Here is a 24580-nt window from a genome sequence, read left to right as displayed (position 1 = left end):
AATAGATTTAGATTATAAATTTTCTTTGATAAAGTTAGTCATTTTATTATAAAGCTGAATTCTCGTCTTACCACCGTAAATACCGTGGTTTTTATCTGGATATATCTGAGAATCAAATTGTTTGTTCGCTTGAATCAGTGCTTCCATCATCTGCATTGAATTTTGCACATGAACGTTGTCATCACCTGATCCGTGAATCAACAAAAACTTTCCTTTTAATTTATCAACGTGATTTATTGGAGAATTTTGATCGTATCCGCTTGCATTTTCCTGAGGAGTCTGCATGTATCTTTCTGTGTAAACACTGTCATAAAATCTCCAGTTTGTAACCGGTGCTACCGCTATTGCCATTTTAAAAACATCGTTTCCTTGAAAAATACAGTTTGAAGCCATAAATCCACCATAACTCCATCCGAAGATTCCGATTCTTGAAGCATCAACATACGGATAAGCTCCAATTACTTTTGCTGCATCAATCTGATCTTCAACTTCGTATTTACCTAATTCTTTTTGGGTTACTTTTTTGAAATCAGCACCTTTAAAACCAGTTCCTCTACCATCAACACAAGCTACGATATAACCTTGCTGTGTAAGAGATAAAAACCAATAATCATCAGTGTTATTCCAATCATTATTTACTTGCTGCGATCCTGGGCCAGAATATTGGTACATGAAAACAGGATATTTTTTAGAAGGATCAAAATCTTTTGGTTTTAAAATCCAAGCGTTAAGTTCGTTTCCTTTAGCTGTTTTTAAAACAAAGAATTCTTTTGCCGGCAAGTTATAGGCTTTCAACTTATCAGCAAGAGCCTGATTATTTTCTATAACCTGAATCTCTTTTCCAGTTTTAGCATCGTTTAAAGTATAAGTTGTTGGCACTAAATTACTAGAGAAAGTAGTAATGAAATATTGGAAATTTGGACTAAAAGTCGCAGCGCTTGTTCCTACTTTTGCTGTTAAACGCAATTTATTTTTTCCGTCTAAACTAATTCTGTAAAGATCTCTATTTATAGAACCATTTTCTGTAGATTGGTAGAAAATAGTTTTTGTTTTTTCGTCGAAACCGTAGTATGAAGTTACTTCCCAGTTTCCTTTTGTAACCTGATTTTTAAGTTTTCCTGTTTTATCATAAACATAGATATGATTAAAACCATCTTTTTCACTTGTCCAGATAAAGCTATTATCTTTTAAGAATGTCAAATTATCTGTAACATCAACATAAGCTTTGTCTTTTTCATTCAAAACTACTTTTGCAGCAGCTGTTGTTCCGTCAACAAATAAAAGATCTAGATTATCTTGGTGGCGGTTTAAAACCTGTGCTGACAATACATTATTATCATTAGTCCATTGTAATCTCGCGATATAAAAGTCATTATAATTTCCTAAATCAACTTTTTTGGCTGTATTTGCAGCAGCATCATATATGTGTAATGAAACTAGTGAGTTTTTTTCTCCAGCCTTAGGATACTTAAATGTTTCAATTGTCGGGTATAAATCTTTTTGAAATATCGACATAGAAAATTCTGGAACAGCACTTTCGTCAAAACGAATGTAAGCTAGTTTTTTGCTGTCTTTACTCCAGTCAAAAGCTCGGACAAAAGCAAATTCTTCTTCATAAACCCAATCCGTAATACCATTAATTACGGCATTTTTCTTTCCATCAGTAGTAACCGCAGTAGATTTTTTTGAAGCTACATCATATACATAAAGGTTATTTTCTTTAGCATAAGCAATTTTAGTTCCATCAGGAGAAAAAGTTGGCTCTTGAACTTGAAAATCGAACAGTTTTGTCAGCGATTTTGAAGCAATATCATATAAAAAATAATCTGCTGTAAAAGAGTGACGGAAAATTTGATTTGAATTACAAGCTATTAAAATCTTTTTTTCTGAAGCATCAAAAGTATAGCTGTCAATTCCGGTAGCCAGTTCTTTATGATTTTTAGTATCAATTAGATTTGACACTTTTTTTAAGGTTGCAAAATCATACAAGTCAATCTGCATGCTTCTGCTGGCTTGATCAACATTTAAAACAGTATATTGATCTGTATTTTTTAACGATTGCAGTTCATCCATCGCTTTTGCACGAAATGCACCACTATAAATATTTTCGACAGTTATTTTTTGCTGGCCAAAAATGGCGGCTACAAAAAACAAAAACATAACAGTAATTTTACTTGTATTCATCAGAATTATTTTAAATATAAAAAAGAGCCCAATTTTAGTAAAAAAAATAAACATAATACACATTTTAACTGTTAAATGTTAAAAAAAATAACGATTGCGTGCTTTTCAATTTTCAAATACATTATAAACAAAACTCTTAAAATAGTATCTTTGTTACCACATTATTATTTAATACATTGAGAATGAACAACGCAGTTGCTGGATTTTCTAAATTATCCAAAAAAGAAAAAATAAACTGGATCGCAAATGAGTATTTTTCAACCCCTGAAGAAGCACTGACTATTATAAGAAATTACTGGAATTCAGACGACAAGCTCCAACAATTGCATGATGAGTTCATCGAAAACACTATCACCAATTTATATATTCCGTTAGGAGTTGCACCCAATTTTTTAATTAACGGCAAGTACAAAACAATTCCGATGGCAATTGAAGAAAGTTCTGTTGTTGCGGCGGCTTCAAAATCAGCAAAATATTGGGCAACACGTGGTGGTTTTAAAGCAACAGTAATTAATACCGAAAAGATTGGTCAAGTGCATTTTACATTTAATGGAGATGCCGATAAATTAGATTCTTTCTTTAACAATATAAAATCTAAATTTTTCTCCGACACGCAAAGCATCACCAAAAACATGCAGCAACGTGGCGGAGGAATTTTAGATATTAAACTAAAAGACAAAAGAAGTTTGTTAGAAAACTATTTTCAGCTTCATGCCACTTTTGAAACAAAAGACAGTATGGGTGCTAATTTCATAAATTCTTGTCTCGAACAATTTGCTTCAACTCTAAAAGAAGAATTTCTAAATTCTGATCTCTTTTCAGAGAAGGAAACCCTTACTGTAGTGATGAGTATTTTGTCTAATTATGTTCCGAATTGTGTTGTTAGGGCTGAAGTTTCTTGTCCTGTTGAAGATTTAACTGAGAAACATATTTTGAATCCGCAAGATTTTGCCGAGCGTTTTGTTCAGGCTGTTCAAATTGCCGAAGTGGAACCTTTTAGAGCTGTGACGCATAATAAAGGTATTATGAATGGAGTTGACGCTGTAATTCTAGCAACTGGAAATGACTTTAGAGCTGTAGAAGCTGGCGTGCATGCTTATGCATCAAGAAATGGGCAATATTCTAGCTTGTCGCATGCAAAAATCGAAAACGGTATTTTTACTTTTTGGCTCGAAATCCCTTTAGCCATAGGAACCGTTGGCGGATTGACATCTTTACATCCTTTAGTTAAATTATGTTTAGAAATACTAGAAAAACCATCTGCCAATGAATTGATGGAAATCGTGGCTGTTGCTGGTTTGGCTCAAAACTTTGCTGCCTTGCGTTCGCTGACTACAACAGGAATTCAGGAAGGACACATGAAAATGCACTTAAATAATATCATCAATCAATTTGAAGCAACTGAAGAAGAACGCCATTTAATTAAAACTCATTTTAAGAAAAATGCTGTATCTCATAGTGCTGTAGTTGACTTTATTGAAAATTTAAGAAAATAACCCGAATATTAAACTCCAAAAGTATAGCTGCGAATAGAATTCCAAATTCCAAGAATGGTGGGATTTTGAATTTTATCCCAAAGCTTCGGGATTGGACTTTATTTTAAAATTACAGAATGAAAACAACCTTTTATAGCAACGGAAAACTTTTAATTACAGGCGAATACTTAGTTTTAGATGGTGCAAGAGCCTTTGCTTTGCCTACAAAATTTGGACAGGATTTAATTGTAGAAAACGGATCGAACCAAGAAATTAAATGGAAGAGTTATGACTTCGACGAGCATCTTTGGTTTGAAGATGTTATTTCATTTTCTGAAATTACAAATAACATTCCAACACAAGTTGAAACTGTAAAAACAACTTTAATCAATATTTTACACGAAGCTTATTTATTAAATCCAGACTTTATTAATAAAGCAGAAGGATATATAATTAGTACCCACCTTACATTTCCCAAAAAATGGGGATTGGGCACATCCTCAACACTGTTGAACAATATTGCTCAATGGGCTAAAATTGATGCTTTCACACTGCTTAAAAACAGTTTTGGAGGCAGTGGATATGATATTGCCTGCGCACAAAATAACACACCAATTGTTTATCGATTAGAACAAAGTTTACCTAAAGTTGAACAGGTTGCCTTTAATCCTGATTTCACTAAAAACATTTACTTTGTTTACCTGAATAAAAAACAAAACAGCAAAGCTGCTATAAATGCTTATTACAACAATAAAAATCAAGATTTAGTTCAAAATATTATTGATAATAACAAAATTACCGACACTATATTAAACGCTAAAACGCTAAAAGAATTTGCTCTTGCTGTAGAAAAACATGAGATTCATTTGAGCAATATCTTAGAAATACAAACGATAAAAGAAATTGCTTTTGCAGATTTCAATGGCCTTGTTAAAAGTCTTGGGGCGTGGGGCGGTGATTTTGTAATGGTAATTTCTAAAGAAGATCCAACGAAATACTTTGTTTCAAAAGGATATGAAACTATTCTTTCATACGAGGAGATGATCTTATAGCGAGTAATTTATTTCTATTATAAAAATTAGAAATTTACTTTCTTATCTTTTATAGGTTTTGTTTCAAGTCGACGTACTTTTTCAGTTTCTTGTTCATTAGATTCTATAAGTGTATTGTGCAAACGTTCTGCCATTTTTTCGATACTATTTGTTATAGAATCGTATACCAGTTCCATTCTCCGATGTTTCTCTTCTTTTACTGCTTTTAAAACATCTTCAACAAAAAATTTATCATATTTTTCAGCAACTGAATCACGCGTATTAGTTAGCCTGATAACATAATCGTTACTTAAAATAGTAACTTTAAAATGTTGCTCCTCATTGCTTAAGTAGTATTTACCTCCCAATTCATCAACATTGATGTCAGTACTACTAACTTTTAAAAGTTCCGTAATTATTCCAAAAATATGATTTTCAATTTTGGAATATACTCTAGGTTTTCTTTTTAAAAAACTAAACATATAAAAAAACATTAAATGTCAGATTATTAAAGTATTTTTTTATCATTTTCTTACAATTTTTATTTAACAATTGTTTGTTAATAGCTCAATTTATTAAAACAAAAATCCGGACAAATAAACTGCAATAATTTTAATATCGCAAGTATTTTAAATTATATTTCCATTATTTCCATATAGTTAAGAAAAATACATAAATATTTTACTACAAATTGCGAAAATAATAAGAAAAAAACAAAGAAAAACCCGAAATATTCTAAATGAACATTTCGGGTTTTATATTTTAAAATTTATTTGCTACTAATAACTAGTAGTTAAATTGCAGTCTATTATCTTCAATTTTAGCATTGCTTTTTAAAGCAGGCAAAATTCTGCTTGCATCAGATGCAGTTTGAGCTTTTAGCTTAGCAACATAAGCGGCATGATTAGCAATTGCAGGAGCTTTTACAGTGCTAATGTTTTTTACAACATAAACTCCAGTATTTCCTTCAATTGGTGCAGAAACTTTATTTGCAGTTAAAGCAAATGCATTTCCAACAACTTTTGGCTCTTGTCCTACTCCACCAGGTAAAACTGGATTCTCTAATGTAACATCAGTTGCTTGCTGAACAGCTACACCAGCATTTTTAGCAATAGCTTCTATAGTTGAACCAGTTAACTTAGCTTTTAAGATTTCAGCTTTTTTCTTGTTTTTCAAGATAGACTCTACATAAGGTCTAGCTAAGCTGACAGCTACTAAACCTGATTTGTTTTCGCTTTTGTATTGTGCAATTACGTGACCGATATTAGCAATTTCAAAACGTTTTACGTCTCCAATACTAGTTTCTTTGTCAAATGCCCATCTTATAATATTACGTTGGTTTCCTAATGGACCAAATGCTTCGTCCATTGCTTTTGCAGTTACAGGAGCCGAAACTTTTAAACCTAATTCTTTTGCAGTAGCATTAAAATCTTTATCAGCAGCATCCATTTCAAATTTAGTTGCCAATGTAAATACTTTATCAGAAGTAGCTTCAGAAGGCTCAATTTTTTGAGCGATAGTAGCTAAACGAATTCCGTCTTGTTTATCCGTAATTTTGATGATGTGAAATCCAAAAGGAGTTTCAACTAAACCAACTTTTCCAATTCCGTTACTGAATACAAAATCATTGAAAGGTTTTACCATTTGACCTTGACCAAAATATCCTAAATCACCACCCTGTTGTGCAGATGAATCATCAGAACTTGTAAAAGCCAACATCATAAAACTATCTGGATTAGCTTGAACTTGTGCTAAAATTTCTTCAGCTTTAGCTTTTGCTTCTTCTTTAGTTCTCTCTTCTTTTTGGTTTGGAGTTTGAGATCCTTTATAACCAATTAATATATGACTTGCTTTTGCGTTAACACCAGCTTTAAATCCTAAAGATTTAGAAATAGCATAGTATTTTCCATAAACATAAGGACCATAAATTGCTCCAGCAGGCAAACTGAATAATTTATCAGCATCTACAGCTGGTAAATTATTTTTAGCTATATAAGTAGAATCGTAAGGAACATCAGAATTTGCGTTTACAAATTCAGCAATGTTTTTTGCAGTTCTAAAACCTGCTAATGTATCGTTTTTACCAGTTTTTGCATTGTAAACAACACTTCCGTTTAATAAACCAGTGATTTTAGCTTTGATTTCAGCTTCGTCTTCTTTTGATGCTTTGTCTTCAACTAAAACATATTGAATTTCACGAGTTTCATCCGCTTTGAATTTTTTCTCGTTTTTCTTCATATAATCAACAATTTCTGAATCAGAAATTTTCACTTCACTGTCTTTAATAGAAGAATATAATGCAGCAGCATAACTAAAGTTAACTTTGTTTGCTTCCATTTCATATTTCAGCTTTCCTTCACTAGCAGTAGTGTAAAGTCCAGATTTTACTAACGTATTGTAGATTTGAAATTTTGCATTTAATTCAGCGTCTTTTTCCTTCTCAGAAATATACTGTGCTGCTTCAGGATTTGTTTTGAAGTAATCTTTAAATTTTACTACATCAAACATACCAGCTGCATTTAAAAACATTGGGTTTTTACCAATATTTGGATCTGATTTTAAAACTTCAAGCAAGTGTTTTTCACCAACTCTTAATCCTAACTTATCAAACTGAGCTGATAATAATGCAATTGAAACCTCTTGATCCCAAACTCTGTTTGCAGCTTCAGTGGAAGTAATTCCTTGTCCACTTTTTTCAACATTACTAACTTTAACTCTAAAGTCTTCAAATGAAATATCTTTTCCGTCGATGCTTCCTACATCTTTTGAACTTTGACTAAATGTTCCTTTATTAAATAGATCTTGTATTATAAATGCAAATAATGCAAGTGCAATAACTCCTATCAATAAAGCGGAACGCTGTCTAATTTTTGCTAAAACTGCCATTTTTATTATCGTTAATTTTATATTCAGTTTGCGAAAATACAATTATCTAGTTAATAACAATACAACTAGCGTTTTATTTTGCAACATTTTTTTCATTAATTTAAAAAATCACTCTTTTATTGTCAATTTAACCAATTCAATTTTCTTATTTGTGGCCTCTTCTATCACAAAATGATAGCTGTCTATCACAATTTCTTCTCCTTTTAGCGGAATTTCTTTCGTATAATTAACGATAAAACCTCCTAAAGTTCCGTATGAATCTTCTTCGGGAATTGCCAATTTATAGGTCTCATTTAGGTATTCTACATCTAATCTAGTCGAAAACAAATACTTACCTTCTCCTAATTCTTGTTCTATCAATTCTTCATCTAAATCGTGCTCGTCTTCGATCTCGCCAAAAAGTTCTTCTACAATATCTTCTATAGTAATAATTCCAGAAGTTCCTCCATATTCATCTAAAACAACAGCTACATTTTTTCGTTTTTTAATTAAAAGATTTAATGCATCTTTTATCAAAATAGTTTCCGGCACAAATTCTACCGTCATTAAAACAGACTTTATTGTTTTTGGCTTTTTAAATAAATCAAATGAATGTACATAGCCAACAATATCGTCAAGCGAATTTTGACTTACTACTATTTTAGAATAGCCTGTTTCAATAAAAAGCTCTTTCAGTTCTGTTATGCTTTCAAACAAATCAATATCTACAATTTCTGTACGCGGTGTCATAATATCACGCGCTTTTACGCCTGAAAATTCTAATGCATTCTGAAAGATCTGAATTTCTGAATCTACTTCTTCATCATCTTCTACAGAATTCATTTGCTCCGTAATGTAATTTCCAAGTTCAATTTTACTAAAATACAATTGTACCTGATCGCCTTCTGTTTTGAAAAACTTTCTCAAAACAAAATCCGAAATCCAAATAAAAAAGGTTGAGATATAATAAAATAATCTGTAGAACAAATAGGCCGGAATTGCAAAAATCTTAATTAATGAATTGGCATAAATTTGAAAAAACACTTTCGGAAAAAATTCCGCAGTAATTAAAACGATAAAAGTCGAAAGCACAGTTTGAATCAATAAACCGGTCAAACTTGAGAATTGAAATCCTAAACCAACTATGCAGTTCAAAATTAAATCTCCCATATAAAACCCATAAATTACTAAGGCTACATTATTGCCAATCAGCATTGCAGCAATAAATTTTGATGGATTTTCGGTAAGTTTAGTTAGAATTTTCGACAGAAAATTATCTTGTTTTTTTTCGATTTCAAGATAAATTTTGTTCGAGGAAATAAAAGCTATTTCCATTCCTGAAAAAAAGGCTGATAGTATTAAACATAGTATTATAATACTAATTTCCATTTTTATTGTTTTTTATAATGGTCATCAAATTTCTTAGCGTATTTCCTCCTGAAGAAAAACATAAAAACACTCACGCCAGCAATTAAAAAACTTAACCATGCATTTTCATTAGGCGTATTTAGCTTCGTAACTCCATCGAAAATGAAAGCCGCAGCAATTAATAAGTAAAGATATTGTGTGTATTTTAAAACGCCCATAATTTATATTTTTATTCGTTTGATTCAATTTCACCGCTTATTCGCTGCGAATTAATCACTTTAAAATCTTTGCTAAAATCTATTCCCTGACCGTTAGAAATTCCTTTAGCATCTGTAAGCTTAAATTTTCTTTCGGTGTAAAACCATTCGTTTTTTTGATCAAAATAAAGCTGTTCTGTTTCAAGAACTTGTCCTGCTTCTGAAGTAATTTTTACTTTTCCCTGCAGATCGATGATGCCAGTATTTTTATAAGAAACAGCATAATTAGATTTTATAAAAGTACGCTTTTGTTTTTTATCATATAAGGTAACATCGATTCCTTTAGGAAATTCAGTAAATGGAAATTCTAGATTTGAATAATCCAGCATTTTTGGACTTTTTAAAACTCCTGTTATGCGTCCAGAATCTGTATATTTTATATTAACTGTATCAGCATCACTTCCGGGAACGAATTCAGAGAAGTTAATTTTCTGCACGTCTTTAAAATTACTTTCGCATCCAAAAAACAGTGTCACAGCAAGAACTGTGACAACGGTTATAATATATCTCTTTGGTAAATTCATTTGCCAAATGTAGTAAATTGTAATGAGCTTAGAAAAACATAAATTTTTATGTTTAGTTGAATTTACTTTTCACGAACCATCTGTCGTTGAAAGAAAAACTCACACTAAAATTCATATAGTTTTCTTGAACTAAACCTGCAGTTGTTGTTCCTCTTTTACCAAATTCAACTCCTACGTTTACGTTTGAAAAAGATCCTGTAATTGGAAATCCTGCTCCTAAAGTCATTCCAACATCATTTAATGACTCATTATTCACAATTAAACCAATCTTTTCGTATTTCAAACCAGCTCTGTAAGTAACTCTGCTCAAATAACTAGAAAAGGAAGCATAGTTAGGAATAAAATATCCTCCAACTGCATATTTTGAATATTTTTCGTAGCGAACATCATCACTTGAATTGTAGTAATTTGCATATCTTCCATCACCTTGGAAGGCCAATGTAGTTCCAACAAGCCATTTTCTTGGCACTCCTATACCCGCACCAATTGTTAACTTGGTTGGTAATTTTAATTTTGTATCAACTGGATCAAATGTTATAGGATCTGGATCTGTATCTACTTGAATAACTCTAGTACTAGTTGAATTTAATGTACTTGAAAAAGTATAACTCAGACTAGTAAACAATGTCGTTTTTTTGTAAATTTTTGTTTGATACATTGTACCAATATTAAAATTAGCACCAGATAATTCAGACGCATTTGTTTCTTTAGTTGCATTTTGCACTCCTGTAATAGCTTCGATACTTGTTGTTGTAATTTTACCAAAGTTATATTGAACGTCAGCTCCAATATTCCAGTTTGGCAAAATTTTATATCCTAAACCAAAAAACACTCTATTCACGCCGCCTTTACCTTCAAATTGATTGCTTGTTGCTCCTTCTTGAGTAGAATTATCATTTAAAATTTTATATCCAACAGAAGATAATGGAATCAAACCAAAAGATGCTCCAAATTTTCCCATCGGAATTCCGACTGCTAAATAATCAAAAGTACTTCTTTGCGCTTTTTCAGATTGTTCAGTAGTTTTTAGATTAGATGTTCCAAAACTTCCTCCAACTGTAAATGTAGTTTGTCTCAAACTTGCATAACTTGAAGGATTATCAATATTCAAGTGAATACTATCTTGCTCTACCGAAACTCCGGCCATAGATCTATTTTCAAGAGTACCTTTAAATCTTGCATCCCCAATTCCGTAAAAAGAATATGGTGAAGCTGTACCTTGCTGAGCAAATGAAACGAACGAGATAAGTAAACAAGCACTTATTATAATTTTTTTAATCATTGTCGATTTTTATATTGAAATGTTTGGTTCAAACTTTCTAAAAGGAAATTTGAATTGGCAAATATGGTATTTTTTAATCGTTTAGCCAAAAATTCTGCATCGCCTCCCGTTAAAATTATTATAAAATTTGAAAAGTTTGCTCGATATTCATCGATAAAACCGTCAATCTCATAGACGAACCCGTTGACAACTCCAGAATGAATCGCTTGTTTGGTAGAGTTTCCTATATAAAAGTCGGGACTCTCTAAGGTAAGCAAAGGCAGTTTGGCCGTGTAATTATGTAATGCTTCATAACGCAAACGCAGTCCTGGCGAAATTGCACCTCCCAGATAATTATCGTTTTCGTCGATAAAATCGTAGGTTATGCAAGTTCCGGCATCTATCACTAATCTATTTTGTTTTTGAAACTGCAAAGTAGCTCCAGCGGCTAAAACCATACGATCGATTCCTAAGGTTTTTGGAGTCGCATATTTATTTATAAAGGGATAAGAATCTTCATTTGTTAAAAAATGAACTTTAAGCTGGTTTTCGAAAGCTAAAAAAGATTGTTTTTCGACATTTCCGACCGAAGCAACGACCAAATCGGAGCAATTTTGAAATTTTTTTAAAATTTTTTTAATTTTTTTTTCGAGTTCATTTTTCTCGAAAACAAAATTTTCTAAAGCAGTATTTCCCTCAAAGACAGACGCTTTAATCCGAGTATTTCCAACATCAACCGTTAAAACCATGTTCGTTTTTTTATAAATGCGAAGATACGAATTGATTTTTTTAAAAAAATGTTTTGGATAAACGAAAAATGATTCTATCTTTGCACCCGCAATCAGCACGGTGCCTTAGCTCAGATGGTAGAGCAATGGACTGAAAATCCATGTGTCCCTGGTTCGATCCCTGGAGGCACCACTAAAACCCACTCAACCGAGTGGGTTTTTTGTTTTTAATACTTTTTCGAATGCATTACTTATATATTCTTTATTCAGATTCGACTCAGATCCGTCCATTCTAAAAGATATTTTATCTAAAAGAAAATCATAATCTGTCCCTGGCTCTCCCGAAGCCTCGGGACTGGAGGCACCACCAAAACTCACTCAACCGAGTGGGTTTTTTGTTTTTAATACTTTTTGGCATGCATTACTTATATATTCTTTATTCAGATTCGACTCAGAAATTCTATATTGGAGAAACCAATAATATAGAAGAAAGAATTTCTAAACATCAAAATCATTTTTATTCAAATTCTTTTACCAAGATTGCCAATGATTGGAAGGTAGTTTTAACTTTTATTTGCAATAATAAGGAGGAAACTATTTATCTTGAAAATTTCATCAAAAGGATGAAAAGCAAAATCTTTAATACTAAACTCATTGCAGATCCGTCCATTTTAAAAGATATTTTATCTAAAAGAAAATCATAATCTGTCCCTGGCTCTCCCGAAGCCTCGGGACTGGAGGCACCACCAAAACCCACTCAACCGAGTGGGTTTTTTGTTTTTAATACTTTTTGGCATGCATTACTTATATATTCTTTATTCAGATTCGACTCAGAAATTCTATATTGGAGAAACCAATAATATAGAAGAAAGAATTTCTAAACATCAAAATCATTTTTATTCAAATTCTTTTACCAAGATTGCCAATGATTGGAAGGTAGTTTTAACTTTTATTTGCAATAATAAGGAGGAAACTATTTATCTTGAAAATTTCATCAAAAGGATGAAAAGCAAAATCTTTAATACTAAACTCATTGCAGATCCGTCCATTTTAAAAGATATTTTATCTAAAAGAAAATCATAATCTGTCCCTGGCTCTCCCGAAGCCTCGGGACTGGAGGCACCACCAAAACCCACTCAACCGAGTGGGTTTTTTGTTTTTAATACTTTTTGGCATGCATTACTTATATATTCTTTATTCAGATTCGACTCAGAAATTCTATATTGGAGAAACCAATAATATAGAAGAAAGAATTTCTAAACATCAAAATCATTTTTATTCAAATTCTTTTACCAAGATTGCCAATGATTGGAAGGTAGTTTTAACTTTTATTTGCAATAATAAGGAGGAAACTATTTATCTTGAAAATTTCATCAAAAGGATGAAAAGCAAAATCTTTAATACTAAACTCATTGCAGATCCGTCCATTTTAAAAGATATTTTATCTAAAAGAAAATCATAATCTGTCCCTGGCTCTCCCGAAGCCTCGGGACTGGAGGCACCACCAAAACCCACTCAACCGAGTGGGTTTTTTGTTTTTAATACTTTTTGGCATGCATTACTTATATATTCTTTATTCAGATTCGACTCAGAAATTCTATATTGGAGAAACCAATAATATAGAAGAAAGAATTTCTAAACATCAGAATCATTTTTATTCAAATTCTTTTACCAAGATTGCCAATGATTGGAAAGCAGTTTTAACTTTTATTTGCAATAATAAGGAGGAAGCTATTTATCTTGAAAATTTCATCAAAAGGATGAAAAGCAAAATCTTTAATAATAAACTCATTGCAGATCCGTCCATTTTAAAAGATATTTTATCTAAAAGAAAATCATAATCTGTCCCTGGCTCTCCCGAAGCCTCGGGACTGGAGGCACCACCAAAACCCACTCAACCGAGTGGGTTTTTTGTTTTTAATACTTTTTGGTGATTGAACGCAAAGGTTCACAATAGTAAATCTTGTGAACCTTTGCATTTTTATTTGTGGGCTTTGCGGCAAAATGACAAAGTATGGCTTAATTTCTAAGCTTTTTATTTTGTGCTTGAGGTTAAATCTCAATTCCTACTTTGATATTTCTGATAATTCTAAGAAAAACATACCTAGATTTTATTCTTTAAGAAGAAACAACTTTCATTTTTATTTTTAAACTATAAAAGTCAGCAAATAATGTGCTTTTGTTAAAAAAGTATTGATTATTTAAACAAATATGCTTTATATTCGTAAAACAATACCTTATACTTTTATTTATTAAGAAGAACACAAGATTATTTTATGGGTAAAAATTCTACAAAAGGCATTTGGAAAGTAATTTCGGCTTCATCAATGGGAACCATGATTGAATGGTATGATTTCTATATTTTTGGCAGTTTAGCTGTTGTTATATCAACTAAATTCTTTCCGAGTGATAATCCTACTGCAGCATTTCTATCGACATTGGCCACTTTTGCTGCCGGATTTGTAGTAAGACCTTTTGGAGCTTTATTTTTTGGACGCCTTGGCGACATTATTGGCCGTAAATACACTTTTATGGCTACCTTATTATTAATGGGAGGCTCTACTTTTTTAATAGGTTGTATTCCGAGTTATGAATCTATTGGTTTTTTTGCACCTTTATTGGTTTTAATTCTTCGTTTATTACAAGGGCTTGCTTTGGGTGGAGAATATGGCGGCGCAGCAACTTACGTAGCTGAACATGCCCCTGTTGGACAAAAAGGATATTGGACATCATGGATTCAAACCACAGCTACAATTGGCTTGTTTATCTCCCTAATGGTAATTCTAGCCACTAAAAATGTACTTTCAAGCGAAGATTTTGATTCTTGGGGATGGCGTGTTCCTTTTTGGGTTTCGATTGTAATGGTAGGAATTTCGTATTTGATCCGAAAAAATATGGACGAATCTCCTGTGTTTGCTAAAGCTAAAAAAGAAGGCAAAACGAGTACAAATCCGCTAAAAGAAAGTTTTGGAAACAGATATAACTTAAAATTCGTATTGCTCGCATTATTTGGAGCAACAATGGGGCAAGGCGTTGTTTGGTACACAGGACAATTTTACGCTATGAGCTTCATGAAAACAGTTATGAATGTTGATTCATCGCAAGTTGATGAATTACTTGGAATAGCTTTGTTGCTAGGAACTCCCTTTTTTATTGTTTTTGGATGGCTCAGTGATAAAGTTGGAAGAAAATATATTATGATGTTTGGAATGTTGCTTGCAATTTTATCTTATAGATCTATTTACACAGAAATGTACAACACAGCAGATGTTAGTTACAAAACCGAAATTGTAGAAAAAAGAAGTCAAAACATTGAAAGAACAAAAAATAATGATGTAATAACCACAATTTCAAAAACCTACACAGACGGAACTACGTACATTGAAAAAAAGACAGATTTTAATACTAAGAAAAAATCACAAGTCAATGTTAGTATCAATATCAATTCTGAAGACGAATGGAGTTTAATTTTTTGGGTCTTTATTCAGGTTTTATTTGTGACAATGGTTTACGGTCCAATTGCTGCATTTTTAGTTGAGATGTTTCCAGCTAAAATCAGATACACATCAATGTCATTGCCATATCACGTTGGTAACGGAATTTTTGGAGGCTTGCTTCCAGCGATTTCAACCTATTTTGTAACACACGCCAAAGCGAATGGCAAACCAGAATTTTATCTTGACGGACTTTGGTATCCTATCATTATTGCTTCAGTCTGCTTTGTAATAGGTATGATCTATATTGATAATAAAAACAAAACGAATCACCTTTAATACCTACATATATATGAATACAATTAAAAAAATTTTAGGTGTTTTATGGATCATACTTTCCATCGCCGCTGCTTATTTTTGTGTGTTTGAATTTGGCTTGCCAAAATTTTTATCAGACCAGCAAGATGACTTGGTTTTTGGAGTTATCATCCTATTTATTCTCACCCCGCTGATCGTTTTGGGTTTGGGTACTTTTGGTTATTTTTCTGTTATCGGCGAATACAACAATGATAAAAAAATAACCAAAATCACTTAAACAACAAGAGGGCTGTCTATAATAGACAGCCCTCTTGCATTACTAACAAAACCAATTTTTAAATTACTGTACGCAATGTTTATTTTTTAATAAATTTCATTACCTGAATTTTATTATTCTCATCAAGTGCTTTTACAATATACAATCCCGTTTTTAGGTCGCTTACGCCAAATTGAAAATCTGTATTTCCATTTGCAGCAAAGCTTTTCACTAATTGACCTGATATCGCATAAACCTGAACTTTAGTTACAGCAATATTTAAAGTGAAATAATTTGAAACTGGGTTAGGATATAAATTAACTGAGCTTCCTTTTTCAAAATCAGGCAAAGCCAAATTAGCCGTTTTGTTTCCGTAAACTCTATATTCTCCAGGCGCTAAATTTATAGTAGCTGTTGGATCAGTAACATTTAAAGTTGAGTTGTCCATTAAATTGTACCAAGTTCCACTATACTGAAAACCTGTAGCTACATTTTGAGCCGTAACATCAAAATTGGCTATAATCAATACATCTTTTAATTGTGTCGAAGCCAAGCTTGCATTTGTAATTTTTATATTTACAGTTAATGTATTTGCATTTGCCATTGTAGCTGTTCCTAAAAACACAGGCTCAGTTACTTTCAGGTTAATCATTTTGGCCCAATCGTAATAAATTTTATTTCTATTTGGATCGCCCAACCAATTTTCTGCCCATTGTGGCTGGGGTTTAGTGTCTAATTTACAATCTCCGGTAATAGTTGCCGAAGCATCATTTACAGTTCCGTTATTACAGGTAAAAATAGAATCATCCCAACCAAGTTCTCCAAAATGCCAAATCATTTTTGGCCCCGGAATCAATAAAGAAACGGCTCCAATTGCGGACATTCTTGACAAAGCTGTATTTAATGTTTTTACGCTATAAGTTCCAGCAGCATTTCCATACTGTACGTTTTTATACATCAAACGTTCTTCATCATGACTTTCTGCATAACCCATCAAACGATTCGCTGTAAAACCGCGGTTCGCACTAACCATTCTTGAAATATTATTGCTTGTCGCATATCCCATTGATAGTTGATTGTATTGATCTGTCATTTTTCCCCACAACATAATACCTTTGCTTGGCGTCTCGGCAACTCTGTAATTTGCCCATTGCTGTTCTTCAGTATCAGTTCCTAAATGTTCGAAAATAGTATAATGTTTTGGATCAAGGCTCCAAGAGTAATCAGCATATTTCTTCAATACATCTACTCTATCTTGCTGATAAGCATTTGTACAAGACTCATCTGCTGCAGTACAGGCTTGAGTAAATCCTTTGGTTAAATCCCAACGGAAACCGTCAATTTTATACTCCTCAATCCATTGTTTTACAACGCGCTCTACATAATATTGTGTTTTAGCAGATTGATGATTGAAATCTTCGCCAACACTATAACTGTGTTTTGCAACGGTATTAAAATAAGGATTTTCAGCTGTTGGCGATCCAAAACCATCTCCATCAGGATCATTCATCCACATCCTAACCATCGGATTTCTACCAAAAGCATGATTTAATGCTACGTCAAGAATAACTGCAATTCCGTTTTGGTGACATACATCAATCAACTCTTTTAATTTGTCAGAAGTACCGTAAAATTTATCTAAAGCCATATGAAACGAAGTATTATAACCCCAGCTCTCATTTCCTTCAAATTCCATTACAGGCATCAATTCGATAGCATTTATTTTAAGTGTTTTAAAATAATCTATTCTGTCAATAATGCTTTGATAATTTCTTTTAGCATCAAAATCACGAACCAAAAGTTCATAAACTACTAATTTATCTTTTTCAGGTTTTGCAAAATTAGTTACCTGCCAATTATATGGAGTTTGTCCTGTTTTAAGAACCGTAACTTCAAAATTTTGTCCTGCTGGGTAAGCTGGTAAATTAGGGTACGAAGCTGAAGGAATCGATGAATCATCGTAAGGAGACAAAACCAAAGTTGAATAAGGATCAGCCGTTTTTACTAATGAAGGCGAGTTTGCAAGCGGTGTATTGTCTACAACCCAATATTGATACGTATTATTAACTCCAGAAACTAATCCCGTTAATTCTAACCAGAATTTCCCTGAAACTGGGTCTTTTTTCATGGCATACGCAGATGTCGGATTCCAGTTATTGAAACTTCCTGCAACGTATACAAAATCTTTTAAAGGCGCATCTAATACTAAAGTTGCTTTTGTAACATCTGAAGGATTATAATTAATTCCGTCAACTAAACCTGCTGGCATAGCTTCAGAAACTGTATTTGGATTTATTACAATAGAAAACTTTTTAGAAATTGTAACCGTTCCCTGTACAACAACCAATTCATAGTTTTGATTAGCTGTTACATTAGCAGCAGTATACGAATAACTTGATGTGCTTGCATTAGTATCAATTGAGATTCCGTTTGCTTTTAAAGTATAACTTGCTGTTCCGTTTGTATTTGTTGCAGCAATAGTAAAATTAGAACCCGAAGCTAAAATTGCTGTGCTATTTTCTACAGGAGAAGTTAGATTAACTTGAAAAGATCCAACTTCAACTAAAATGTCTTGTGATTTTTTATCACCAGTTCCGTTTTTAGCTTTAATTAAAAAACCAATTTTGCCAATTCCAGTAGTATTATAATATGTTGTTGGCGTAATGGTTTTTGTATAAGTATCTGTAGCGGCATTGTAAGTAAATTTACTTGCTTCACTTGAAGCTTCCCAAGCACCATTATCTGGAGTTCCTTTTTGAGTAGTATCATTGGTATCAAAAGCCCAAGCCCAAAGATAAAGTGAGTTGTCTGTAACGCCCCAAGTACTTTCATTTATACTGCTCCCATTAATTGTAATCGTAATTGAAGCAGTTTCCTCAAAAGAAGAAGGACTCACCGTATAAGTTGCCGTTTGCTGCTGTGCGAATGACATCGCAGACAACAAAAGGAAAAGTAATAGTAAAGTTTTTTTCATAATTAATAGCTTTTATTAAAAAAGGCTATCCGTAGATAGCCTCTTTTTTGGTTTTCAACTTATTATTGTTTTACCATTGTGTAAGTATAATTTCTTGGACTGCTTAAATCTAAAGTGATTAAATAAGTTCCAGCAGAAGTACCAATATTAGTTCCTCCTTCTTCTAGAGTTCCATTAGCACCCGTATCTCCATAATTTAAATCCCAGTTGCCATTTGCTCTAAATTTCATACCATTGTCAGGAGCAGCTTGAGCTGTTAAAACTACAGTAACTGTCCATTTTTTAGTAGTAGGATTATAAGTCATTGGTGTATCTGCATCCCATCCTCCTGGAGTTCCGTTACCAATAATTCCCCAAGTAACTTTAGTTGCAGAGTATGTTAATTTTGCAGGATCAGTATCTGCTTTAATTCTATAGTAACCTGCTGTAAGAATTGGAAGATTTTTAGCTGTTGGAGCAGCACTTAATGTTCCAGCAGCAGCACCAATTCCGTAGTTTGTACCATTAAAGTCAGCTTGAGTAGTTAACTTAAATCCTTTTCCATCAACAGTGTTATCTTGAGCTGTTGCAAAATATACATAACCGTCAAAAGCAGTTTTTCCGTAACCTTCAGCTAATAATGTAGGAGCAGAAGATTGAGTCCAATCTGAACCGTAACCACTTGCCGCTTGATATCCTCCTGGAACCCATAATTTTGGAGTTTCAGTAGTGTAAGGTGTTACAACAATTCCGACAACGTTAGAATACATAATATTTGTTGCTACAGTAGATTTAACACGTACTTCAAAATCTGCTGTTACAAATGGAGTCGCTTTTAAAGCTAATGCCGCAGTATTTAATTTTCCAACAGAAACTGAAACCTGATTTGCAGATTTTACTGTTCCTAATTCTTGAGGTGTTTTAAAAGAATTTCCTTTTGAGTCAACCTCAACTGTATAAGTTACTTCAACATCTCCCCCGTAATTTGCAGAATTCCATGTAAAACGCTCTGCTTGTGCATCTGCGTTAGCCGGAGTTAAAACGTAAGCAGCACCAGATAAAGGAGCTGTTAAAACAGGAGCATCAACTCCGTCAATAACAGGTCTGTCTTGTACATCTTCAACGCTGCATGATACTGCAACTAATGCGAATAAAGCAATTAGTGATTTAGTTATATTTTTCATTTGTGGTATTATTTAGTTAGTAAGTTTTTTTTTAGTATCCAGGATTTTGTTTCAATTTTTGGTTTGAACCTAAAGCCCCTGCTGGAATTGGAAATAAGTCTCTGAAAGATTGTGTAGATGTTCCTGCAGCAACATTTCCTTTCCATGGCCATAAATAAGCGCCTCCAGTAAATTTACCGAAACGGATCAAATCAGTTCTACGGTGTCCTTCCCAGTGAAGTTCTCTTCCTCTTTCATCTAAAATGAAATTTAAGTTAAGATCTGTTTGAGTTATAGTATTACCTTTTGCTCTAGTTCTTAATGCATTTATATAATTAGTTGCAGTTCCTAAACTACCTCCTGCACCTCTTACAACACATTCTGCATACATTAAATAAGCATCAGCTAATCTAAATATTGGAAAATCAGTATCTGCAAAATTTCCTGCTTTATCTGATCCTTGAACACCATTCACATCAACATTCTTAAATTTCTGAATAGCATATCCATCTGTAAATGAACCAAGATCTGCAATTTCTTTAGACTGTCCAGCTGTATAAAACTGACCTCTTGTATCTGTTGTATTAGCATCAAACTTATTTACAAAAGCAGATGTTGTTCTAATACCTCCCCAGCCTCCATTTATACCAAACTGCGCGATAGGCATACTTCCTCCAACTGGTGCATGAACTAAGAATGTCGTTCCTCCGTAAGTTTGAGTTTTGATTCCGTCAAAAGCAACAGCAAAAATAAATTCATTTTGAGCTCCATTTTTATCGTTATCAGCTAAAAACAACTGATTGTAGTTATTATGAATAGTATAACCAGAAGTAATAACTTTTTCAATTAATGGAAGTGCAGCTGCATAATTGTCTGTACCAATATAAACTTTTGCATTCATGTATAATTTAGCATGCAGCATCCAAGCAGCAGCTTGATCAGCACGATACAATTCATTTGTTTTTGGTGCCTTCAATAACGGCTCAATTGCAGTAAGTTCTTCATCTATAAATTTATACAGCTCAGCTCTTGTAGCATACTCCGGATAGTAGAATGTAGTTGGAGAATCTTCTGTTACTAATGATCCTCCTCCAAAAGTATCTACCAAATGCCAGTATGTTAAAGCTCTTAAAAAACGAGCTTCTGCACGATACAACTTAATATCTGCTAAAATAGCAGCATCTGTTACTCCTCTTCCTGCTAATTTTTCATCTGTAGTTTGTCTTAAAAACTCATTACAGTTTACGATTTGAAAAGAAAAACGTGAAAATGTTGCAGCAATAAAAGTGTCTGATGATGACCAAGTCTGTGAGTGAAAATCTTTGATAGTACCATCATTCCATGCAATAACAGCTTCATCAGTTGTTAATTCCTGCATCATCCAAAAACCTCTAATATATTGGCTTGTTCCTTCGTCGATTCCAGAAATATCTGGACTTCCTGCTGGACCTTGCTGTCCTGTAGTTGCAAAACCAGCATATAATTTAGCTAAGTTTCCTTTGTAAGCGGCAGGATCTGCAAAAAGTTCGTCACTGCTTACAGAATCTCCTGTATCTGGTGATTGGTTTAAATCATCTGTACATGATGAAAACAACATCGTCATCATAAACAAAGAAATACCCATTAATTTTATTTGTATCTTTTTCATTTTTCTTGTTATTTGAATTAGAAGTTAGCGTTTAATCCTAACGTGAAAGTAATTGGACGAGGATAAATGTTATTATCTATACCTCCTGAAATTTCAGGATTCAATCCGTCATATTTTGTAATTGTCAAAACATTTTGAGCTGATGCCGTTAACTTTAGCGTAGAGATACCTTTAATTTTTTGATTAAAAGTGTATCCAATTGCAATGTTATCCAATTTTACGAAAGAAGCATTTTGCACGTAGTAATCAGAGTGCAATTGAAAATCGCTTGATTTTTTAAATCCTGTTTCTAAAAGATTCTCAACACCATTTGATAAGTCAGTTTGTCTGGTTAAAACATTGTTATAAGTACCATAACCTGAATCTACGTTATTGTACATATAGTTACCCCATGAACCTCTCCAGTTCATAGACATATCCCAACTTTTGTATGTTAAACTAGTATAGAATCCGTAAAAAATATCTGCTGCAGGTTTGTGAAAACGGTATCTGTCATCAGCATTTACAATTCCGTCTTTATTACGATCTACAAAAACGCCTTCTAAAGGTTTTCCGTCAGCGCCGTATGCTTGCTCGTACACATAAAATGAACTTGGAGCATAACCTACTTGATGATTTTGGATTTTATTTCCTGTTCCTCCTCCAATATCTCCTGTATCAATCCCTGGAGTATTATCTTGAGTAGTTGTTAATTTTGTAATTTTTGAATCTTGGAAAGTAATATTTCCACCAATTCTCCATTCTAAATTATCTGTTTGAACCGGAATCACCTCAGCAGCTAACTCAAGTCCTTTATTTTTAATACTACCAACATTGTAGTTATCATAATTTGAAAATCCAAAAAATGCAGGATTTTGAGTATACAATAATAAATCATCTGTTGTTCTTTGGTAAAGATCTGCTGTACCTGTAATTCTATTATTGAAAAGACCAAAATCTAATCCAATGTTTACAGTAGTCGTTTCCTCCCATTTCAAATTACTATTGTATGGCTGCGGTCTGTAAGTGGTATAAAATGTATTGCCAATTTGATATTGAGCAGCACTGTTTGATGCTAAATATAATGGTAAAGAAGGATAACTAACTCCAATATTTTGCTGTCCAGTTATACCCCATCCTCCTCTTAATTTTAATGAAGTAATAGCACTCACATCTTTTAAGAAACCTTCTTCATTCAATTTCCAAGCTACAGAAGCTGCAGGGAAATTTGACCAGCGATTATTTTCTGCAAATCTTGAAGTACCATCACGTCTGATAGAAAGCGTCACTAAATATTTATCAGCAACACTAATATTTGCTCTTCCAAAGAAAGATTGTAAATTAATATGTGTTGGTGTAAACAATTCTACTGTATTCAAATCATTCTCAAAATTGTAGCTTGATTTGTTTTTCTCTTCTCTAAAATCTTGGTAAGTATAACCTCCTGTAACATCTAACTGAGTATCAATCGACTCAATTTTCTTGTTATAGTTAAGATATAAATCCATTAATTTATTGTTTCTTTTTTCTACGTTTTCATAGCTATTGTTATAACCTGACCCTTTAAGACCGTTTAAGTAATCTCCATTGATTCCACCATAACCACGACCATTCATTTGATCGTAACCAAAATTTGCAACAGCTTTTAATTCTGGTAAAAAGTGTAATTTATAATCCAATTGAATATTTCCTAGACTTCTATAAAAAGTACCTAAATTATCTTGTTGATTAATCAAAGCAACTGGGTTTTTTCCAGCCAATTGATTAAATTCTGTTGGATTAGTTAGCCATTGAAAATAAGTTCCGTCAGCATTTTTAACTGATTGAGTTGGATCAAAGCCTATCGCAGCACTTACAGCTCCAGTAGTACTATAATTACTTTTAATCACAGAAGTATTATTATTCACCTGAACTTTTAAGTGTTTGTCAAAAAAGTCTCCAGTAAGCGAAACTCCTAATGTAGTTCTCTCAAAATTATCTCTTAATAAAATACCATTTAAGTTTGTGTAACCAACAGAAGCTCTGTAAGCTATATTATCAACACCACCGCTAGCAGAGATATTTTGATCAGTACCCATAGCAGTTCTGTAAATTTCATCTTGCCAGTTTGTATTTGCAGAACCTACTAAAGCTTGTTGAGCAGCAGTTCCGTTTGCAGCTACAAAATCTCTAAATTGACCGCTTGACAAAGCATCAACTTTTTGAGTTACTTCTGAAACTTGAAAGTTTCCGTTGTAACTTACTTTAATATCACCAGCTTTTCCTTTTTTAGTCGTAATAATAATTACCCCGTTAGAAGCTCTAGAACCGTAAATGGCAGTAGCTGAAGCATCTTTTAAAACTGAAATCGATTCAATATCATTTTGGTTAATTGTTGAAAGTGGATTTCTTCCTCCTTCAACTCCTCCAGCTGCAACCGGAACACCATCAATTACATATAAAGGATCGTTGCTTGCACTAAGAGAAGACCCGCTTCTAATTCTTACAATCGGATCAGCTCCTGGAGAACCTCCACCGTTTATGATCTGTAAACCAGCTACTTTACCTTGAATCATCTGATCTGCAGATGTAACAGGTCCTTTATTAAAATCTTTTGTTGTTAATACCGTTACAGCACCTGTTGCATCCTTTTTCTTAACAGTTCCGTAACCTACTTGTACAACAACTTCTTTAAGTTGGTTGGTATCTTCTTCTAGCGAAACACTTACTGTTTTTTGACCAGAAAAAGCAACGGTAGTGCTTTTGTATCCAATAAATGAAACGACAACTTTGTCACCATTTTTTAGATTAGGCAATTGAAATTTCCCGTCAAAATCTGTAGAGGTGCCTCCTGTAGCGCCCTGTACATTTACATTTACGCCCGGAATCGGCTGTCCTGTAGCCTTATCGACAACAGTTCCGCTTAGTGTGCTTTGAGCTAACACAGTAAACGGCAGCAGTAGGAATAAAAATAACAACTTTTTGTAAATTGTTTTCATACTTTTTGTTTAAATTAGTTTGAGTTTGTGATTGTTAGTTAAGTTTTTAATTTTACTTCGAATTTCAAAATTAGGAATTTATTAACACTGGCAATACATAGCCATTTTTATTAGTTTACGAAAACGTGATAGTGTTGAAAACTTTCTATTTTTTGTAA

General features: G+C 33.0%; 20 protein-coding genes and 1 tRNA gene. 9 read left to right on the top strand and 12 right to left on the bottom strand.

Annotation, left to right across the window (positions count from 1 at the left end; genetic code table 11):
• Positions 1 to 12 precede the first annotated feature (12 nt).
• The gene (locus tag IRZ83_RS08240) at positions 13 to 2184 is read right to left on the bottom strand and encodes a S9 family peptidase (protein WP_194568032.1); all 2172 of its coding nucleotides are present in this window, start codon (positions 2182 to 2184) and stop codon (positions 13 to 15) included.
• Between the two features lie 182 nt (positions 2185 to 2366).
• Here IRZ83_RS08240 and IRZ83_RS08235 point away from each other — a divergent pair, with 182 nt between their 5' ends.
• Positions 2367 to 3680, top strand: coding sequence for a hydroxymethylglutaryl-CoA reductase, degradative (locus IRZ83_RS08235; RefSeq protein ID WP_194568031.1), 1314 nt, complete (start codon positions 2367 to 2369; stop codon positions 3678 to 3680).
• A 116-nt stretch (positions 3681 to 3796) separates the two neighbouring features.
• Positions 3797 to 4711 carry a GYDIA family GHMP kinase gene (locus tag IRZ83_RS08230; RefSeq protein ID WP_194568030.1) on the top strand — a complete coding sequence of 305 codons (915 nt, stop codon included), beginning with the start codon at positions 3797 to 3799 and terminating at the stop codon, positions 4709 to 4711.
• A gap of 26 nt (positions 4712 to 4737) precedes the next feature.
• On the opposite strand, the gene IRZ83_RS08225 is transcribed toward IRZ83_RS08230, so the two are convergent.
• The 7 genes from IRZ83_RS08225 to IRZ83_RS08195 all read right to left on the bottom strand — a co-directional run bounded on the left by IRZ83_RS08225 (position 4738) and on the right by IRZ83_RS08195 (position 11714).
• Positions 4738 to 5172, bottom strand: a complete 435-nt coding sequence (locus IRZ83_RS08225) for a hypothetical protein (RefSeq protein WP_029271753.1) — start codon at positions 5170 to 5172, stop codon at positions 4738 to 4740.
• 304 nt (positions 5173 to 5476) lie between these two features.
• Positions 5477 to 7576 carry a peptidylprolyl isomerase gene (locus IRZ83_RS08220; RefSeq protein WP_194568029.1) on the bottom strand — a complete coding sequence of 700 codons (2100 nt, stop codon included), beginning with the start codon at positions 7574 to 7576 and terminating at the stop codon, positions 5477 to 5479.
• A 108-nt stretch (positions 7577 to 7684) separates the two neighbouring features.
• Entirely contained in the window at positions 7685 to 8944 is a 1260-nt protein-coding gene (locus IRZ83_RS08215; RefSeq protein ID WP_029271751.1) for a hemolysin family protein, read from the bottom strand.
• Between the two features lie 2 nt (positions 8945 to 8946).
• The gene (locus tag IRZ83_RS08210; RefSeq protein WP_029271749.1) at positions 8947 to 9141 is read right to left on the bottom strand and encodes a hypothetical protein; all 195 of its coding nucleotides are present in this window, start codon (positions 9139 to 9141) and stop codon (positions 8947 to 8949) included.
• A gap of 11 nt (positions 9142 to 9152) precedes the next feature.
• Complete coding sequence (gene lptC, locus IRZ83_RS08205) at positions 9153 to 9704, bottom strand: LPS export ABC transporter periplasmic protein LptC (RefSeq protein ID WP_194568028.1); 552 nt, start codon at positions 9702 to 9704, stop codon at positions 9153 to 9155.
• Between the two features lie 52 nt (positions 9705 to 9756).
• On the bottom strand, positions 9757 to 10986 hold the full coding sequence (locus IRZ83_RS08200; protein WP_029271747.1) for a hypothetical protein: 1230 nt from the start codon (positions 10984 to 10986) through the stop codon (positions 9757 to 9759).
• On the bottom strand, positions 10983 to 11714 hold the full coding sequence (locus IRZ83_RS08195) for a type III pantothenate kinase (RefSeq protein WP_194568027.1): 732 nt from the start codon (positions 11712 to 11714) through the stop codon (positions 10983 to 10985). The genes IRZ83_RS08200 and IRZ83_RS08195 overlap by 4 nt, the downstream gene beginning before the upstream one ends.
• 99 nt (positions 11715 to 11813) lie before the next feature.
• On the opposite strand from IRZ83_RS08195, the gene IRZ83_RS08190 reads away from it, so the two are divergent.
• The 7 genes from IRZ83_RS08190 to IRZ83_RS08160 all read left to right on the top strand — a co-directional run bounded on the left by IRZ83_RS08190 (position 11814) and on the right by IRZ83_RS08160 (position 15722).
• Positions 11814 to 11886 (top strand) — tRNA-Phe (locus IRZ83_RS08190).
• Positions 11887 to 12109: 223 nt separating this feature from the next.
• Complete coding sequence (locus tag IRZ83_RS08185) at positions 12110 to 12397, top strand: GIY-YIG nuclease family protein (RefSeq protein WP_194568026.1); 288 nt, start codon at positions 12110 to 12112, stop codon at positions 12395 to 12397.
• A gap of 91 nt (positions 12398 to 12488) precedes the next feature.
• Positions 12489 to 12776: a GIY-YIG nuclease family protein gene (locus IRZ83_RS08180; protein WP_194568026.1), complete on the top strand. Its 288-nt coding sequence runs from the start codon at positions 12489 to 12491 to the stop codon at positions 12774 to 12776.
• Between the two features lie 91 nt (positions 12777 to 12867).
• Positions 12868 to 13155 carry a GIY-YIG nuclease family protein gene (locus IRZ83_RS08175; protein ID WP_194568026.1) on the top strand — a complete coding sequence of 96 codons (288 nt, stop codon included), beginning with the start codon at positions 12868 to 12870 and terminating at the stop codon, positions 13153 to 13155.
• 91 nt (positions 13156 to 13246) lie between these two features.
• A complete protein-coding gene (locus IRZ83_RS08170) occupies positions 13247 to 13534 on the top strand; it encodes a GIY-YIG nuclease family protein (RefSeq protein ID WP_194568025.1) in 288 nt (95 codons plus the stop codon).
• A gap of 435 nt (positions 13535 to 13969) precedes the next feature.
• Positions 13970 to 15466: an MFS transporter gene (locus IRZ83_RS08165; RefSeq protein ID WP_194568023.1), complete on the top strand. Its 1497-nt coding sequence runs from the start codon at positions 13970 to 13972 to the stop codon at positions 15464 to 15466.
• A 13-nt stretch (positions 15467 to 15479) separates the two neighbouring features.
• Complete coding sequence (locus tag IRZ83_RS08160) at positions 15480 to 15722, top strand: DUF6814 family protein (RefSeq protein ID WP_194568021.1); 243 nt, start codon at positions 15480 to 15482, stop codon at positions 15720 to 15722.
• Positions 15723 to 15801: 79 nt separating this feature from the next.
• On the opposite strand, the gene IRZ83_RS08155 is transcribed toward IRZ83_RS08160, so the two are convergent.
• The 4 genes from IRZ83_RS08155 to IRZ83_RS08140 form a co-directional block, all read right to left on the bottom strand.
• Positions 15802 to 18675 (bottom strand): alpha-amylase family glycosyl hydrolase, encoded by a 2874-nt coding sequence (locus IRZ83_RS08155; RefSeq protein WP_194568019.1) that lies wholly within the window; start codon positions 18673 to 18675, stop codon positions 15802 to 15804.
• A gap of 62 nt (positions 18676 to 18737) precedes the next feature.
• Positions 18738 to 19838, bottom strand: a complete 1101-nt coding sequence (locus IRZ83_RS08150) for a SusE domain-containing protein (RefSeq protein WP_194568017.1) — start codon at positions 19836 to 19838, stop codon at positions 18738 to 18740.
• 31 nt (positions 19839 to 19869) lie between these two features.
• Positions 19870 to 21465: a RagB/SusD family nutrient uptake outer membrane protein gene (locus IRZ83_RS08145; RefSeq protein ID WP_194568015.1), complete on the bottom strand. Its 1596-nt coding sequence runs from the start codon at positions 21463 to 21465 to the stop codon at positions 19870 to 19872.
• A 17-nt stretch (positions 21466 to 21482) separates the two neighbouring features.
• A complete protein-coding gene (locus tag IRZ83_RS08140; RefSeq protein WP_194568013.1) occupies positions 21483 to 24422 on the bottom strand; it encodes a SusC/RagA family TonB-linked outer membrane protein in 2940 nt (979 codons plus the stop codon).
• Positions 24423 to 24580 lie beyond the last annotated feature (158 nt).

The sequence above is a fragment of the Flavobacterium sp. JLP genome (assembly GCF_015350755.1).
Lineage (GTDB): Bacteria > Bacteroidota > Bacteroidia > Flavobacteriales > Flavobacteriaceae > Flavobacterium.
The sequence above is the reverse complement of the archived record's forward strand: the minus strand, read 5'-3'. Positions and strand labels throughout refer to the sequence as shown.